Source organism: Thermodesulfatator indicus DSM 15286 (genome assembly GCF_000217795.1).
GTDB classification, from domain to species: domain Bacteria; phylum Desulfobacterota; class Thermodesulfobacteria; order Thermodesulfobacteriales; family Thermodesulfatatoraceae; genus Thermodesulfatator; species Thermodesulfatator indicus.
In genome coordinates this window covers 1,489,706-1,504,922 of sequence record NC_015681.1, presented here as the reverse complement: position 1 = coordinate 1,504,922, position 15,217 = coordinate 1,489,706, and the positions used below count along the sequence as shown (strand labels likewise).

Genomic DNA, 15,217 nt, shown 5'->3' with positions numbered 1-15,217 from the left:
GGCGGGCTTTTGCCTGTCCCTCATACAAAGCTATGAAGATATTGATTCTTGGTGGCATAAAAAGTGGAAAAAGCGCCTTTGCCTTAAAATTAGCCAGCCAATTTTCAGAACCGCGTATTTTTCTGGCCACCGCCCAAGCCTTTGACGAAGAAATGGCTAAAAAAATTGAACGCCATCGTCGCGAACGAGGCCATGCCTGGCATACCATTGAGGCCCCGATTGAGCTTCCAGAAGCTCTTAAAGAGATATCCTCTGGTGGCGTTGTCCTTATTGACTGTCTAACAGTCTGGTTGGGAAATCTCTTTTATCACCAGAAAGACGTTGATTTTTATGTAGAAGCCCTGGTTAAAAATATAGAAAGCTTTTCTTTCCCCTTGGTGATTGTTTCAAATGAAGTAGGCCTGGCTCCTGTGCCCGCAGACAAAGAAACCAGGAAGTTTGCCGAAACCCTTGGCCTTCTCAACCAGAAAATAGCCCGTCTTTGTAACCACACTTATTTTATGATAGCTGGCAAAGCTCTAATAGCAAAATAAATGCGCCTGAATTCACTTTTCGTCCTAATTTCCAGTTTATTGATAATCTGGAGTACCAAAAAAGCTTCTTATAAAGTTTAACCCATCGGGCAAACAATAAGTTTCACCCTTAATACTTTCCAATGCTTAACGGGCCGGAAATCTTGGTTTTCGTATGATATTTAGGATACCTTTTTAAAGTGTGTTAATTTTTTGAATAGTTTTCCGAAAATAACTTAAGAGAATCTGCTATGAGGATACAAGACTTAAAGATTATTCAGTCTGTTCTTAGTAGAGAGGTGGGCCCTAGCTGGTTATGGCTGGTATTCAAGGCCACCTTAAAACAGAATGCCATTTTAAAACAAACCAGATGGGCTGGACGCTCAGATGAAGAAACCCAATTTGTAAAACAACTACCTATAATAGTAGCCCTTTACCAGGAACTTCAAAAACGCAACGGGAAAGACAAGGCTTACGAAATCATCAAAAAATTGCTTATCCCCCTCGGTTGCGCTGAACAAAAAAGTTATCTGGAAAAACTAGATTTAACTGGAAAAACCCCTATGGAAAAAATTTTGGCTTTTAACGATATAATGGAAAAAGAAGGGGCTTTAAAAATTAATACTTTTGAATATCTCACTAAAAGTAAGGATAAATGCCACTTCATTATAAAACGCTGCATTTTTCACGAATTCTTCACCGAAGTAGGCACTCCTGAGCTCACCAAAATTTTTTGCGAAATAGACAGAGCTTTTCTCTCTGAAGCCTTCCCAGAGATAAAGTTTCACCGAGGCGATTCTTGGGAAAACACCATTGCCTTCGGTAAAAAACATTGTGATTTCATCTTTGAAGAGAAATAATTTTTAACCTCTAAAAGAGTTCTCTCCTAACACTCCTAAAACGTTAATAAACAACGTTACATTACTCCAGAAATTCCAGAAATTGGCCGGCCTATCTTATTTTGCCTATCTTATTTTGCCTGTCCCTAAAAATTCTTGACTATATAGCTATTTTGCTATACACATATAAACTATGTTATTGGAAAAACGTCTTAAGGCTTTAGCCGATGGCACTCGTCTTAAACTTTTGGCCCTTCTTTCTCTTAGGCCGTGCTGTGTGTGCGAGATGGCCGAAGTAATTGGCTTTGCTCAGCCCACTATCTCCAGGCATTTACAACGTCTTGTGGAGGCAGGTCTCATTTCCTTTGAAAAGCGTGGCAATTATCAGATCTATCGTTTAGCCCCGGCTGATGAAAAGGCGGAAAAACTCATAAAAACTGTTCTGGCAATGCTTGCTGAAGAAAACATCCTTCCTGGCTTGGAAAAAGCCCTCAAAAAAGCAGATAAACGCTATCTTTGGGAGGACCTTTAAATTGAACTGGCGCCGTGAAGTTTTAAACATTTTGCTGGGGTTGGCTATTTTTGTCGTTTTTTATTTTTTGCCTGTCCCCGACCGTTTTTTGAAGGGAGTAAGCGAAGGCGTTCTTCTGGCGCACTGGTATGCCCGTGAACACGTAATCTTTTGCCTTATTCCGGCCTTTTTCATTGCTGGAGCTATAGGTTGTTTTCTATCTAAAGAGTCAGTCATGAGGTATCTAGGACCTCAGGCTTCTAAAACGTTATCTTACGCCGTAGCTTCGGTAGCTGGAGCTATACTTGCCGTTTGTTCCTGCACGGTGCTTCCACTTTTTGCCAGTATTTATCTTTTATCTCAATGAAGCAGGCCTTGGCCCGGCTACTACCTTATTCCGGGCCGGCTATAAATGTTCTGGCCATAATTTTAACGGCACGTATTCTCGGCTTTGAGCTGGGAATAGCTAGAGCTGTTGCCACTATCGGAAGCAGTATTGCTATCGGCCCTTCAATGGCCTTTCTTTTCAGAAAAGAAGAAAAGGCCCGAGCCGCTTCTTTTGTTTTACAAGAAGAAAAGCCACCAAGACCTTTCTGGCAAACTATTGTCTTTCTGGCCACACTGGTAGCCATACTTATCTTTGCCACCTGGGGTAAAGGAGAAGGAATATTTGGCCAGATATATACCTTTAAATGGAAGCTAGTTTTTCTGGCCTTTTTGTTTTTACTAATTGAACTGCGTTTTCTCTTTAAAATGAACTTTTTCTAGCTGGCGGGTCTTTTAGCCGGGGTTTTGCTAAGCGCTCTTTTCTTGTCCGGGGTAAAATTTGCCTTTTTAGTAGGCACTATAATTTTTTGCCTGTCCCTCTTTTTACCGGAGGAGAAGCCCGAGAATGGTTTGAAGCCTCTTATCTTCTTGCCAGGCAAATTTTGCCCTTACTCTTTTTCGGGGTTTTGGCCGCAGAGTTCTTTCTAGGGAGGCCAGGCCACGAAGGTTTTATCCCTTCACATTATGTAGCCGAACTGGTAGGAAGGAATTCCATCCTGGCCAATTTTTTTGCTTCAATAGTAGGAGCTTTTATGTATTTCGCCACTTTGACGGAAATTCCCATCATCCAGGGGCTTTTAGGAGCAGGCATGGGGAAAGGATCTGCTCTTGCTCTTTTGCTTTCTGGCCCAGCTGTTTCCTTACCAAATATGCTTGTCATTCGTTCTATACTCGGGACTAAAAAGACCATGGCCTTTGTTTCTTTAGTAGTTTTGATAGCCACTTTTAGTGGCTTTATTTTCGGAAAATTTTTCTAGGAGGTGTAACATGAAACTCATTCAAGTATTAGGTCCAGGTTGTCCAAGATGTGAAACCCTTTATCAAAATGTCCAACAAGCTGTCGAAGAAGCCTCTATTCCTGCCCAAGTAGAAAAAATAACCGACTTAAAACGCATAGCCCTTATGGGCGTAATTCAAACTCCCGGTTTGGTTGTAAACGGCCAGGTAATTTCACAGGGCAAGGTATTAAGTGTGGAAGAAATCAAGAAACTACTTTCTTAACCAAGGTGCCGGGGGGCGGAATCGAACCACCGACACGCGGATTTTCAGTCCGCTGCTCTACCGACTGAGCTACCCCGGCTAGGTCAATAATGTATCCTATCTTTTTCGCTTGTCAACCAGTCTCTAGCGGTTAAGTTATCTCTCCATGAAAATCATAATGTTTTACGCTTTAGAATTTTCCTGGAAGCCTTATCAAAAAGTTCTTGATTCTGGAGAAGACACTCCTAAAGAAACTAGTCTTTCAAAAACGGTGGTGGTTTTTTATCAGGTAGAGGCCGAAGACCCAGCTCGTGAAAAAAAAGTCGTAGAAAAGCTGATTAAAAACATAAAATGGCTGGCGCGCAAGTTTGACACTAAAGCCGTAGTTCTCCATTCATTTAATCATCTTTCCAGCAGTAAGGCTTCACCTGAAGAAAGCTACGCTATCATAGAGAAAGCCAAAGAAAAACTTAAAAGAACTGGTTTTAATATTTATGAGACACCCTTTGGCTGGTTAAACGAATGGAAAATGCACGTGGCTGGAGAGTCTCTGGCCAAGGTATTCAAAGAAATTTAAAAGGAGGGTCAAATGAAAAGAAAACTTGGTATCATTGGGGCAGGAGCCGTAGGAACGGCCGCAGCGCACTGGGCCGTGGTGAAAAATGTAGCCGAAGAAGTCGTTCTGGTAGATATCGTTGAAGGGCTGGCCAGAGGTAAAGCCTTAGATATTGCTCAGAGTGCACCGGTTTATGGCTTTAGCAATCGCATAACAGGCACTGAGGACTGGGCGGCTTTAAAAGATGCGGACGTGGTCATTATCACCGCTGGCCGGCCTCGCAAGCCTGGTATGAGCCGTGATGACCTGCTCCAGGTAAATCTGGAAATCGTCAAATCCTGCGTGGAAAACATTGTCCCCCACGCGCCAAACTGCTGCCTCATCGTGGTGACTAATCCCATAGACGCCATGGTCTATACGGCCTTTAAGGTGTCAGGTTTTCCTAGAGAACGAGTGCTTGGCATGGCCGGCGTGCTTGATTCTGCCCGTTACCGCTACTTCATTGCCGAAGCCCTGGGAGTTTCGCCAAAAGATGTCCAGGCGTTAGTCATGGGTATTCACGGTGACCATATGCTCCCGCTGATAAGGCTGGCCAATGTGGCCGGTATCCCGATTAGAGACCTTCTTCCCGAAGAAAAAATTAACGAAATCGTAGAACGCACGCAAAAAGGCGGGGCAGAGATTGTCTCGTATCTGAAAACAGGAAGCGCCTTTACCACCCCTGGGCTTTCAGCAATAGAGATGGCCGAGGCCATTTTGCGCGACGAAAAACGTGTGCTCACCTGCTCTGTCTGGCTTGAGGGCGAGTTTGGCGTAAAAGACGTATTTGTTGGCGTGCCTGTAGTACTTGGCGCCCGTGGCCTTGAAAAAGTCCTTGAGTTTCCGCTAACCCCCGAGGAAAAAGAGACCTTTTTGCTCTCAGTAGCTGAGGTGCGTAAGCAAATAGAAAAAATCGGCTTATAGAAATACTTTTTCAAGCACCGGGGCCCGAAACTGGCCGTGGTTGGTTATCTCCTGAAAAGAAACTTCACAGTAAATCTCCGGCTTTACCCAGCGGGCCCCTTTGGGGAACCCTCTTCCCTTTAAATTTTCCGGCTTTTTATCTTCAAGCCCTTTAAGCCGTATTAAAAGCTCCGCCGAAAGATGAGTGTTTAAGCCGCTGGCCACTTTTCCGCGATAGACAAGCCCTTTTTCTGTGGGCTCAGCTATCAAAAGGCTTTTTAGCGTGCCGTCTGGCCGCAACAAATAGCCCACGATGACGCAGGTTCTTTTTCCGCGGGGCTTGAACTTGAGCCAGAAGTCAACCCTTTTGCCCGGAAGATACGGGCTTTCTAAGTCCTTGGCCATAACCCCTTCAAAACCCTGGGCTACCACTTGTTCAAAAAAGGCCACACCCTTTTCCAGAATATACTGAGACTCCGCCACAAAAGGACTTTCGGGAAGCAGTTCTTTCAAGAGGGCCTTGCGCTCACGCAAAGGCTTATCCAAAATAGGCTTTCCTTCAAAGTAAAGCAGGTCAAAGGCCATGTAGGTGGCGGGCAGACGCTCGGAGAGCATTTTGATTTTCAGCGGACTCTTTACGTGTTCTCTTTCCTGTAACAGGCGAAATTCAGGCCGGCCGTCTTTTAAGACCACGATTTCGCCGTCAAAAATAATCCCGTCACCGGGAACGAGCTTTGGTAGGTCCCAGAACTCCGGGTAGCGATAGGTAATGTCGTTAAGGCGGCGGTTTTGCAAACGCACCTTTCCGTTTTCTATGAAAATAAGGCACCTTGTGCCGTCCCACTTGATTTCGTAAAGAAAGCGTGGGGAATCAAAGGGGCTTGAGAGCTTGGCCAGCATGGGCTTAATATAAGCCGGTAACATCAGGCCGCCTTTTTCTCCGCCTTTTCTAGGCTAGCCTTAAGGGCCTCCATAAAGCTAATAACCTTGGCCTTTTCTTCGGCTGCTTTAAGTTCAAACTTCTCACCACGGGCCTTGGCCTCTACAAGCTTTAACACCGCCTCGGCAAAATGATCCACCAGCTCTTCAGGTTTAAACGGCTCGGTGAGGGAGTCCACCAGGCGTGCGGCCAGGTCAAGGTAGCGGGGGTCAAGCTTCTTTTCGTCAATTTCAACTTTTAAATCTTCGGCCTTAATAACATCCTGATAGTAATGAAGGGTTGAGGCCAAAAATTTACCCTGATAGGGCTTGATCAAAAAAGGATATTCTCGCTGGCGGATCACCGCCTGGCCCACGGCGGCCCGGCCTTTTTCTTCCATGACCTTATAAAAAATGGCAAAGGCCTCTTTGCCTCCTTCGCCCTCAGGCAAAAGATAATGGGCGTCAGCGTAATAAATGGGGGCCACTTCTTTTTCGTCCACAAAGTATTTGACTTCAATGGTGTCTGTTGAGGCCAGTTTGAGACTGGCGAGCTCTTCGTCGGTGATGACCACGTAATGGTCCTTATCAAGAAAGTAGGCCCGCACAATCTCTTCGTCTTCAAGGACTCTGTCGCACCTGGGGCAATACTTTAAATATTTGATGCGGCTGCCACAGTCTTTGTGGATAAGGTGAAACGAAATAGCCCGTTTCACCACCGCCGGGTAAAGCTTAACCGGTATAGTCACCAGGCCGATACGCAAAAAACCTGACCAGCTAGCCTTCATTTTTTAGCCCCCTTTAGGTCTTTTAATTTTTTAACGCCAAAAACGATGGGAAGCGCTTCTTCCACCCGGGAAACCGGGTGAAAAACCAGTTTTTCCCGCACTTCCTTGGGCACTTCTACCAGGTCTTTTTCGTTAAGTTTGGGAAGAATTATCTCTTTTATGCCAGCACTTTTAGCGGCCAGCACCTTTTCTTTAATACCGCCCACGGGAAGCACGGTGCCTCTCAGGGTGATTTCACCGGTCATGGCCACATCGTGGCGCACAGTGCGCTCGGTAAGTAAGCTTACGAGCGCGGCCAGGATGGTGATACCGGCACTGGGGCCGTCTTTAGGCACCGCCCCTGAAGGCACGTGCACGTGAATGTCTATTTTGGAAAAGATATCTTCGTCAATGCCGAAGTCTTTGGCCCGCGAGCGCACGTAAGAAAGCGCTGCTTCAGCGGACTCGCGCATGACGTCACCAAGTTTTCCGGTAAGAATCAAACGGCCAGAGCCTTTCATCTTGGTGGCTTCAATAAAGAGAATTTCACCACCAACAGGCGTCCAAGCAAGGCCTATAGCCACGCCAGGCACTTTAACTCTTTCGGCCACTTCAGGGAGATACTTAGGCGGGCCGAGATATTTTTCTACGTCTTTTACCCGCACTTTTACCGGCTCAGTGCGCCCTTCGGCAAACTCCCTGGCTACCGCCCGACAAACGGCCCCTATCTCACGCTCAAGGTTTCGCACGCCCGCCTCACGGGTGTAGTAGCGGATGATCTGAAGAAGCGCCCGGTCAGTAAACTTGAGCTGTTCTTTGGTTAGGCCGTGGGCCTCAAGCTGGCGCGGCACAAGGTAATGTTTGGCTATTTTCAGTTTGTCTTCCTCGGTGTAGCCGGGAATCTCAATAACTTCCATGCGGTCAAGAAGGGGAGCTGGTATCGTGTCAAGCACGTTAGCCGTGGCAATAAAAATTACCTTGGAAAGGTCAAAGGGAATTTCAAGGTAGTGGTCAGAGAAATTCTTGTTCTGTTCAGGGTCAAGCACTTCAAGGAGCGCTGCGGCTGGGTCTCCGCGGAAATCCGCTCCAATTTTGTCTATCTCGTCAAGCATGAGCACGGGGTTATTAACTCCTACGCGCCTTAGAGCCTGGATAATGCGGCCAGGCATGGCCCCTACGTAAGTGCGGCGGTGGCCGCGAATCTCCGCCTCGTCGCGTACGCCGCCAAGGGAAATGCGCCAAAACTTGCGCCCAAGCGCCTTGGCAATAGAGCGCCCAAGGGAAGTTTTACCCACGCCAGGTGGACCCACAAAGCAGAGAATCGGCCCTTTGGCGTCTGGTTTTAGCTTGCGCACGGCCAGGTATTCAAGAATGCGCTTTTTAACCTTTTCAAGGTTGTAGTGGTCTTCGTCAAGGATCTTCTTGGCAAGTTTAAGGTCTATATGGTCTTCGGTGCTTTCTTCCCAAGGTAATTCAAGGATCCAGTCAAGATAGTTTCTGATAACCGTGTATTCGGCCGAAGTTGGGTGAATGCGAGCGAGACGCTTTAGTTCTTTTTCTGCCTCCTCACGCACGTAGTCAGGAAGCTTCTTTTTGGCCAGTTTTTCTCTTAGTTCTTCTATTTCGGCCTCAATGCCTTCGGCCTCACCAAGTTCTTTGCGGATTACTTTTAGCTGTTCGCGCAGGTAATACTCACGCTGGGCCTTTTCCATGCGGCCGCGCACTTCGTCCTGTATCTTCTGGCCGAGCTCAAGAATTTCTATTTGTTTGACGAGGAGCTGGTGAATTTTTTTGAGGCGTTCTTTTACGTCAAGGGTTTCAAGAACTTCCTGCTTTTCCTGGTGAGAAACATTTAAATGGCTAGCCACCAGATCAGCTAAAGCCCCAGGTTCTTCAATACCAAGGGCGAGAGTCTTAATTTCCTGAGGAAGTTGAGGCAAAAACTCAAGGGCTTTGGCGAAAAGCTGGCGGATGCTAACCATAAGGGCCTCAACTTCTACGTCGTGGGCAAGGTAGTCGTCAAGGATTTTGACTTTGCCTTTAAGGTAAGGTTTGTCAGAAACGATGTCTTCAAGCTCAATACGTGAAACACCTTGAACCACTACTCTGATCTGGTCAGGCTCAAGGCGGGTGGCCTTTAAAATGACGGCGGCGGTGCCTATATCGTAGAGTTCTTTATGTTCTTTTTTGGGTTCCTTTACCGCTACTATCGCCACCATGCGGTCACCAGAAAGCGCATCGTCTATGAGACGCAAAAGTCCCGGCTCATGCACCATAAAGGGCATGACCATGTGCGGGAAAAGTACGGCGTCACTGGGTATAATCGGCAGTTCTTTGTATTCTTCGGCTTCAGAATTTTCTTCTTTCTTTACCGGTAGCGCTTCTTTAGCTTTCAATTCCTTTTCGGTACCCATAGGCACTCTCCATTCATCAAAGTTTTCCTATCTAATTGGGAAGTTAAACATTATGAAAAAAGATTCAAATTGGGGACAGGCAAAACTTTTACACTGGAGAGCTAATATTCTGAAAAATGTCGCTCAAAAATAAGCTCCACGTCAAAATCAAATTACTCTTGACGAAAGGCTCGATAGGCTTTAAATAAAAAGAGCGTGCCGAGGTGGTGGAATTGGTAGACACGCTGTCTTGAGGGGGCAGTGGGCGCAAGCCCGTGCGGGTTCGAGTCCCGCCCTCGGCACCATCAAAAGCCTTCCCAATTATTTAAGCCCGAAGATCTTAAGAAAGGCCTTGCTCTTCCCTTTACTTATTGGCAAAATTTGCTTGCTCCTCAAAAGGAGATAATGGCGTGTCCCTTCTCTGATAAGCCTTTCAATAAAGGTTAGGTTCACAATGTAGCTGCGGTGAATACGAAAGAATTGGCGTTCATCTAAAAATTTTTCTATCTTGGCTAAGGACAAAGGGCATAGATAGATTTTATCTTGGCAGAAAATCTCCGTATAGTTACCAGCGGCTTTAAAGAATTCAATATCTTTTGTTTCCAGAAATAAAATGTCCTCGCCATCATATACAGGAATTTTTAAAATTTTATGTTTCCTGTCCGTAGTCAAAAACGTGATATCAAAAAGAACAGCTAAAAACCTGTATTCACAATCTCCTTCTAACAAAAAGACCTTCCCTAAAAGGAAAATTTCGTCACCATGTTCCACATTAAAAATTTTCAATATGTAACTGTGGCTTTGCCCTTTAGAGGCAGCCTCTTCTTTCATCTTTCTAATTTTTTCTTTAGCCTGCTCATCGTGAAAGGCTAAAAGATTGGAATTTTGAAAAACCGGGAAGGAAAACTTCTTCTTTATAAAATCATTTACACAAATGATATTGAATTCGTCGTCAAATATAACTAAGCCTACATCAAAATTTCTAAAAAGTTCTGCAATAATATGAATCATATCTGGCCGGGAAGTTTTACTTCAAAGATAACATCTTCCCGGCCAAAGAGCAGCTTAAAAAGCTTTACGTTTTTCCATAATGATTCTCTCCATTCGGGAGGCCGTTTTAACCGGATCTTCTTCTATGAAGAAATAACCGCCAAGCAGATCCTTAACCCCTTCGGTGAGAATACCGACTACCTCTTCGCTTCCCCCTATGGGCGGCATAGGCCAGAGATGAACAGGCACCCCCGAAGCTACAAAGTAAGTGCCGATAGATACGGCCTTTTCTGTCGTCCATTCTGGAGCAGAGCCAACCAGAGGTAGGTCGGAAATATCTACCTTGAGATAATCCGCCAGGGCTGCCGCCAACACCAGCATGCGTGAACAATCCACACAGGAGCCCATGTGCAAAACCGGCGGAATATCAAGGGCCTTACACACCTCTTTTAAGCCCTCTCCGGCTAAAGCCTGAGCGTCAAGTTTCATGAAGCCAGCCTTGGCCGCGGCAATAGCCCAACAACCTGTGCCGATAACAAGGATATCTTTTTTGATCAACTCTTTGGTTAAGCTTATATGAAAGGCGTCATGTTTTATTTTGGGGTTATTACAGCCGACAATACCTACCACGCCCTTGATTTTTCCCGCCAAAATAGCGTCAACCAAAGGTTTGGGGCTGCCACCCAGAATTTTAATTATTTCTTCAACACTAAAACCTACCACAGCTTCCTCTACCTCTTGGGGTATGTGAACTTTTTGCGGATCGCGCTCTTTGAAGGCCTCTATCGCAGTTTCCACTATCTTTTGGGCCACTTCGCGGGCGTGATGCTCATCAAATTGAATATGAACAGCCTCAGGAAAAGCCGCCCGGTCACTGGTAGAAATAAACTTAGTGTGAAAGCATTTGGCCAGAGGCCCTAGCGAGGGGAAAATACACTGCACATCCACCACCATAGCCTCTACCACCCCGGTCATTATGGCCAGTTCCTGATGAATCATGTTCCCGGCCACTGGAACCCCTAGCCTCATAAGCACTTCATTGGCCGTACAACAAATACCAGCCACATTTATACCCTGGGCTCCTACTTCTTTGGCCTTTTCCTGCATTTCCGGGCTCATGGCTGCGGCTACTACCTGTTCGGAAAGAATCGGTTCGTGGCCGTGAACAATGATATTTACCTGATCTTCTTTCAGAACCCCCAAGTTGGCTTTAATAACTTTCTTATCAGGGGTACCAAAAAGCACATCTTGAAGCTCAGTGGCAATAAGGGAGCCTCCCCAGCCATCAGCCAGGGCTGTCCTCACTCCTTGGACCAATAAAGAAAGGGCCTGGTTATCTACTCCCATATGAGTACGGTGCATACACTCGGTTATTTCCCGATCTATATTCCGAGGCAAAATACCCATCTTTTTGCCAGTTTGGGAGAAAAGAGCCTCTTCAACCTTTTGCCATGTCTCTTTTCTTTTTTGCGGAGCGTAGGCCTCTAAAAAATTAAGGGCCTTCTCGTCTTGCTTACCAAAATCTTCTAAGGCCACTCGGGCCACTTCTTTGGCTATAGAAGTAATGTCCTGCGAAGTATGTATATGGAATTTTTCAGCTATAGATTTAAGCTTGGCCTCATCGGCAATCTGGTAATCTTTGTTTTTCCCCTGGGCCACCTCGTTAAATAAAACCGCCACCGCCCGGCCATGGTCTGAGTGGGCCGCCGCCCCTGCGGCCAAGGCCCTGATCAGGTTTCTGGCCACAATAGTCGCGGCATCAGCCCCACAAACCCCTTTGGGGGTCTTTTCTGTAATACGGCATGGCCCCATAACACAATTACGGCAGCAGAGTCCACTGCTACCGAACTTACAGTGGGGTGATTGCCGCTCAAGCCGATCCCATACAGTTTCGTAATTTTTTTGTTTGGCCAGGGAAAGGATATCAAGAACAGCCGGGTCTATACTTAGGTCTTTAAGTTCTCTTTTTTCTTTCGGCATAAATACCTCCTTGCTTTTTGGAAAGGATATCCCAAGCAAGGAGGTATTTAAGATCAAAAATGATAAAATGCCCTATGTAAGTATAAACAGCCTGATATAAAAACAAGCGGAAATGGCGAGGGAGGGTTAAAAATAAAAAATGGAGCGGGAGACGGGACTTGAACCCGCGACATCCACCTTGGCAAGGTGGCGCTCTACCAACTGAGCTACTCCCGCTCTCAAAAGCTCTTAAATTAAATAACGAGCTAGTTAGGTTCTGTCAAGGCTTAAAATTAGGGGAGCCGACCTTGGCTCCCCTAATCGGCTATATCTCGGCCAATTTTAATAGGCGTTCGTACTCAGCATCTACACGGCGTTGAATCTCCGCAATCACCTCAGGGGTGAGATGACGAAAACGCCGCTGAGTCTTCAAATATTCTTCTACTGGTTTAGGTTTGGTAATTTTTCGGGTGATGTAGTACTTCCCTTCAATTACCTCGTAAAGAGGAAAGACTTTGGTATCTACCGCTAAACGCGCTATTTTAATGGAGTCTTCCCCGCGAGAACCCCAACCTGTTGGACACGGGGAATAAATATGCACGTAAGCAGGGCCTTTTACCAAAGCCGCTCTTTTGACTTTGTTCATAAGGTCCAGAAAAAAGGCCGGACTAGCCGTAGCCACATAAGGGATACCATGGGCCACGGCAATTTGAGGCACATTCTTTTTCCAGGTCATCTGGCCGAAACTGCGTTCACCTGGGGGGCTGGTGGTAGTCATAGCACCGTAAGGAGTAGCACTTGAACGTTGAACCCCAGTATTCATATAAGCTTCATTATCCAAACAGATATAAACAAAATCATGGCCTCGCTCAAGAGCCCCAGATAACGCCTGAAGGCCAATATCTGCCGTACCACCATCACCAGCCACAGCTACTACATCTACGTGACGGCTTTTTGGAAAGCGCCCACGTCTTTTGAGTACTTTAAGCGCCGCTTCTATTCCTGAAGCCACGGCGGCGGTATTTTCAAAAGCAGTGTGAATCCAGGGAACCCGCCAGGAAGTATGGGGAAAGGGCGAGGTAATAATTTCCATACATCCCGTGGCGTTGGCCACAATTACGTCTGTACCTAAAGCCTTCATGGCCATACGCAGGGCCAAAATTTCGCCACAGCCCTGACATCCCCTGTGACCCGGAGCAATTGGCTCCACTTCCGGTAAATTTTTTAAGGAAAAACCTTTGAATTTGCTGAATTCTGATATCATGACTCACGCACCCCTATCGTTTCGTATAATTCTTTAGGTCGTTTTTTGCGGTAAAAAGCAGCCTTGTCTGCCATTTCTTCAAAGTCCTCAACGGTTACATCTCTTCCGCCAAGGCCGGCGATAAAGTTAACCACCCTGGGTTTGCGCCCGGCGTTGTAAAGAGCAGCCTTAACTTCCGTAGCCACCGGACCGTTAACTGCGCCAGGAGGCATAGCCCGGTCAATCACCGCCAACACCGGCACCTTAGAAACCGCACGCCTGAATTCTTGCACAGGGAACGGCCGCCAGAGCCTAATACGCACCAGACCAACTTTTTTGCCTTCGTCACGCATCTTATCTACCGCTGTCATAGCCGTTTCCGCTAGACTACCCATAATAAGTAAAGCCACTTCAGCGTCTTCCATACGATAAGTTTCAATGGGATTGTATTCCCGGCCGAAGCGATTAGCCCAATCTTTCCACACCCGTTTTATTACTCTAGGCGTATTTCTAAAGGCCTCGTCCTGGGCCTTTTTGGCCTCAAAGTAGATTTCAGGAACTCCTACTGCCCCCATGGTGATGGGCTTCCTAGGATCAAGCTTGTATTTAGGCTTAAAAGCCGGTAAAAAGGCGTCAACTTCTTCCTGGTCAGGAAGGATTATGGGCTCAATAACGTGAGAGAGAGTGAAACCATCAATGTTGACTATCATGGGGAACATGACGTTTTTATCTTCGGCTATACGAAAGGCCTGGATAGTAAGATCAACGGCTTCCTGACCGTTTTCCGCCCAAACCTGAATCCAGCCAATATCTCGGTTAGCCATAATGTCACTATGGTCATTCCAGATACTAATAGGAGCAGAAAGAGCGCGGTTAGCTACGACCATTACTACCGGAAGCCTCATGGCCGAAGCAATAAAGAGCATTTCGTGCATTAGGGCCAGCCCCTGAGCTGCTGTAGAGGTAAAGGTGCGAGCTCCGGTAGCTACAGCCCCTATGGCCACACTCATAGCTGAATGCTCGGACTCAACAGTAACATATTCAGCATCAAGCTCACCATTGGCCACCAGTTCACTCAAGTGCTCTACGATGTGGGTCTGCGGGGTAATAGGATAGGCCGCAATAACCTCGGCCCGGGCCAGCTTAACGGCATCGGCAATGGCTATAGATACCTCTTTCGCTATTCTTTTTCCCATGACTTAAACCTCCTCCAAAACCATGGTTATAGCCTCTTTGGGACAAGTGGCCATACATATCCCGCAGCCCTTACAGTAATAAAGATTTACCAGGTAATAACCTTCTTCATCGCGCTGGTCATAACACATATCAGGGCACATGATGTAACAAGTACCACACTTAATACACTTATCTCGGTCAAGAACAGGACGCATGGAGCGCCAGTTTCCTGTTTTAAATTCAGCACTGTTCCCGGGCTCAAAAATGTAAAGCCCAAAGGGAACCTCCTGCCAGGGCATCATCCCTTTATCTTTACCCATAACCAACTCCTTAGGCGTAAATTTTAGTTTCTTTAATGGCCCGAGCCATGGCCGCTTTGTTTTTTTCAGCCAGACGGCCAAAACGATGCTCAAGGGCTTCTTCAAGATACTCTTGATCCACTAAGCCGGTAGCCTTTAAAAAGGCTCCCAACATGGTGGTGTTAGTGATAGGCAGGCCAAGCTCTTCTATGGCGATTTTGGTGGCGTCAACCACCGCGAGCTTTCCCTTAAAACCCCCTAAAATTTCTCGTAAAGTCTTTTCATCTTTAGCTGAATTTAAGACAACCCACCCGTCTTTTTTAAGACCATCGGTAACATTCACAATAGTAGGAAGAGAAGGATCAAGAACGACAACAATATCAGGATTATAGACCTTTTCACGGGTACGAATGCGCTGATCACTAATGCGTACGAAGGCCATAACCGGTGCACCTCGGCGCTCAGGACCAAAACTGGGAAATGCCTGGGCGTAATTACCCTGATTGATAGCAGAAATAGCTATCAATTCAGCAGAAGTCACTGCTCCCTGTCCACCCCTACCATGGAGCCTTACCTCTATCATGA

At 46.4% G+C, this 15,217-nt stretch carries 18 protein-coding genes and 3 tRNA genes; 10 read left to right on the top strand and 11 right to left on the bottom strand.

Annotated elements, in window-relative coordinates; all coding sequences use genetic code 11:
- The first annotated feature begins 32 nt into the window (after nt 1–32).
- The 7 genes from cobU (at nt 33) to THEIN_RS07275 (ending at nt 3,410) form a co-directional block, all read left to right on the top strand.
- Nucleotides 33–533, top strand: coding sequence for a bifunctional adenosylcobinamide kinase/adenosylcobinamide-phosphate guanylyltransferase (gene cobU, locus THEIN_RS07300; protein ID WP_013908040.1), 501 nt, complete (start codon nt 33–35; stop codon nt 531–533).
- A gap of 230 nt (nt 534–763) precedes the next feature.
- Nucleotides 764–1,372, top strand: a complete 609-nt coding sequence (locus THEIN_RS07295) for an L-2-amino-thiazoline-4-carboxylic acid hydrolase (RefSeq protein WP_013908039.1) — start codon at nt 764–766, stop codon at nt 1,370–1,372.
- Nucleotides 1,373–1,544: 172 nt separating this feature from the next.
- Nucleotides 1,545–1,883, top strand: coding sequence for an ArsR/SmtB family transcription factor (locus THEIN_RS07290; RefSeq protein WP_013908038.1), 339 nt, complete (start codon nt 1,545–1,547; stop codon nt 1,881–1,883).
- Nucleotide 1,884: 1 nt separating this feature from the next.
- Nucleotides 1,885–2,229, top strand: a complete 345-nt coding sequence (locus THEIN_RS12020) for a permease (RefSeq protein WP_169311162.1) — start codon at nt 1,885–1,887, stop codon at nt 2,227–2,229.
- The gene (locus tag THEIN_RS12015; protein ID WP_083817676.1) at nt 2,226–2,630 is read left to right on the top strand and encodes a hypothetical protein; all 405 of its coding nucleotides are present in this window, start codon (nt 2,226–2,228) and stop codon (nt 2,628–2,630) included. Before THEIN_RS12020 ends, THEIN_RS12015 begins: the two co-directional genes overlap by 4 nt.
- Nucleotides 2,631–2,716: 86 nt before the next feature.
- Nucleotides 2,717–3,166, top strand: coding sequence for a permease (locus THEIN_RS12010; protein WP_041434583.1), 450 nt, complete (start codon nt 2,717–2,719; stop codon nt 3,164–3,166).
- Nucleotides 3,167–3,176: 10 nt separating this feature from the next.
- Nucleotides 3,177–3,410 carry a thioredoxin family protein gene (locus THEIN_RS07275; protein WP_013908037.1) on the top strand — a complete coding sequence of 78 codons (234 nt, stop codon included), beginning with the start codon at nt 3,177–3,179 and terminating at the stop codon, nt 3,408–3,410.
- A 6-nt stretch (nt 3,411–3,416) separates the two neighbouring features.
- Here the strand turns inward: THEIN_RS07275 and THEIN_RS07270 are convergent.
- Nucleotides 3,417–3,489, bottom strand: a tRNA-Phe gene (locus tag THEIN_RS07270).
- Nucleotides 3,490–3,555: 66 nt separating this feature from the next.
- On the opposite strand from THEIN_RS07270, the gene THEIN_RS07265 reads away from it, so the two are divergent.
- Nucleotides 3,556–3,966 (top strand): threonyl-tRNA synthetase editing domain-containing protein, encoded by a 411-nt coding sequence (locus THEIN_RS07265; protein WP_013908036.1) that lies wholly within the window; start codon nt 3,556–3,558, stop codon nt 3,964–3,966.
- 12 nt (nt 3,967–3,978) lie between these two features.
- Entirely contained in the window at nt 3,979–4,908 is a 930-nt protein-coding gene (gene mdh / locus THEIN_RS07260) for a malate dehydrogenase (protein ID WP_013908035.1), read from the top strand.
- On the opposite strand, the gene ligD is transcribed toward mdh, so the two are convergent.
- The 3 genes from ligD to lon are packed head-to-tail and all read right to left on the bottom strand — an operon-like array spanning nt 4,903 to nt 8,986.
- Nucleotides 4,903–5,811: a non-homologous end-joining DNA ligase gene (gene ligD, locus THEIN_RS07255; protein WP_013908034.1), complete on the bottom strand. Its 909-nt coding sequence runs from the start codon at nt 5,809–5,811 to the stop codon at nt 4,903–4,905. The two genes, mdh and ligD, sit on opposite strands and share 6 nt — an antisense overlap.
- On the bottom strand, nt 5,811–6,593 hold the full coding sequence (gene ku / locus THEIN_RS07250; RefSeq protein WP_013908033.1) for a non-homologous end joining protein Ku: 783 nt from the start codon (nt 6,591–6,593) through the stop codon (nt 5,811–5,813). The genes ligD and ku overlap by 1 nt, the downstream gene beginning before the upstream one ends.
- A complete protein-coding gene (gene lon / locus THEIN_RS07245; RefSeq protein WP_013908032.1) occupies nt 6,590–8,986 on the bottom strand; it encodes an endopeptidase La in 2,397 nt (798 codons plus the stop codon). The genes ku and lon overlap by 4 nt, the downstream gene beginning before the upstream one ends.
- A gap of 197 nt (nt 8,987–9,183) precedes the next feature.
- Between lon and THEIN_RS07240 the strand changes: the two genes are divergently transcribed.
- Nucleotides 9,184–9,270, top strand: a tRNA-Leu gene (locus THEIN_RS07240).
- Between the two features lie 16 nt (nt 9,271–9,286).
- Here the strand turns inward: THEIN_RS07240 and THEIN_RS07235 are convergent.
- The 7 genes from THEIN_RS07235 to THEIN_RS07205 form a co-directional block, all read right to left on the bottom strand.
- Nucleotides 9,287–9,976 carry a LytR/AlgR family response regulator transcription factor gene (locus tag THEIN_RS07235; protein ID WP_013908031.1) on the bottom strand — a complete coding sequence of 230 codons (690 nt, stop codon included), beginning with the start codon at nt 9,974–9,976 and terminating at the stop codon, nt 9,287–9,289.
- A gap of 54 nt (nt 9,977–10,030) precedes the next feature.
- A complete protein-coding gene (gene cooS / locus THEIN_RS07230) occupies nt 10,031–11,935 on the bottom strand; it encodes an anaerobic carbon-monoxide dehydrogenase catalytic subunit (protein ID WP_013908030.1) in 1,905 nt (634 codons plus the stop codon).
- Between the two features lie 140 nt (nt 11,936–12,075).
- Nucleotides 12,076–12,151 (bottom strand) — tRNA-Gly (locus THEIN_RS07225).
- A gap of 88 nt (nt 12,152–12,239) precedes the next feature.
- Complete coding sequence (gene porB / locus THEIN_RS07220) at nt 12,240–13,178, bottom strand: pyruvate synthase subunit PorB (protein ID WP_013908029.1); 939 nt, start codon at nt 13,176–13,178, stop codon at nt 12,240–12,242.
- A complete protein-coding gene (gene porA / locus THEIN_RS07215) occupies nt 13,175–14,353 on the bottom strand; it encodes a 2-ketoisovalerate ferredoxin oxidoreductase subunit alpha (protein ID WP_013908028.1) in 1,179 nt (392 codons plus the stop codon). The genes porB and porA overlap by 4 nt, the downstream gene beginning before the upstream one ends.
- Before the next feature lie 3 nt (nt 14,354–14,356).
- On the bottom strand, nt 14,357–14,653 hold the full coding sequence (locus THEIN_RS07210; RefSeq protein WP_013908027.1) for a 4Fe-4S dicluster-binding protein: 297 nt from the start codon (nt 14,651–14,653) through the stop codon (nt 14,357–14,359).
- A gap of 10 nt (nt 14,654–14,663) precedes the next feature.
- Nucleotides 14,664–15,215, bottom strand: coding sequence for a pyruvate ferredoxin oxidoreductase subunit gamma (locus tag THEIN_RS07205; protein WP_013908026.1), 552 nt, complete (start codon nt 15,213–15,215; stop codon nt 14,664–14,666).
- Nucleotides 15,216–15,217: the final 2 nt, after the last annotated feature.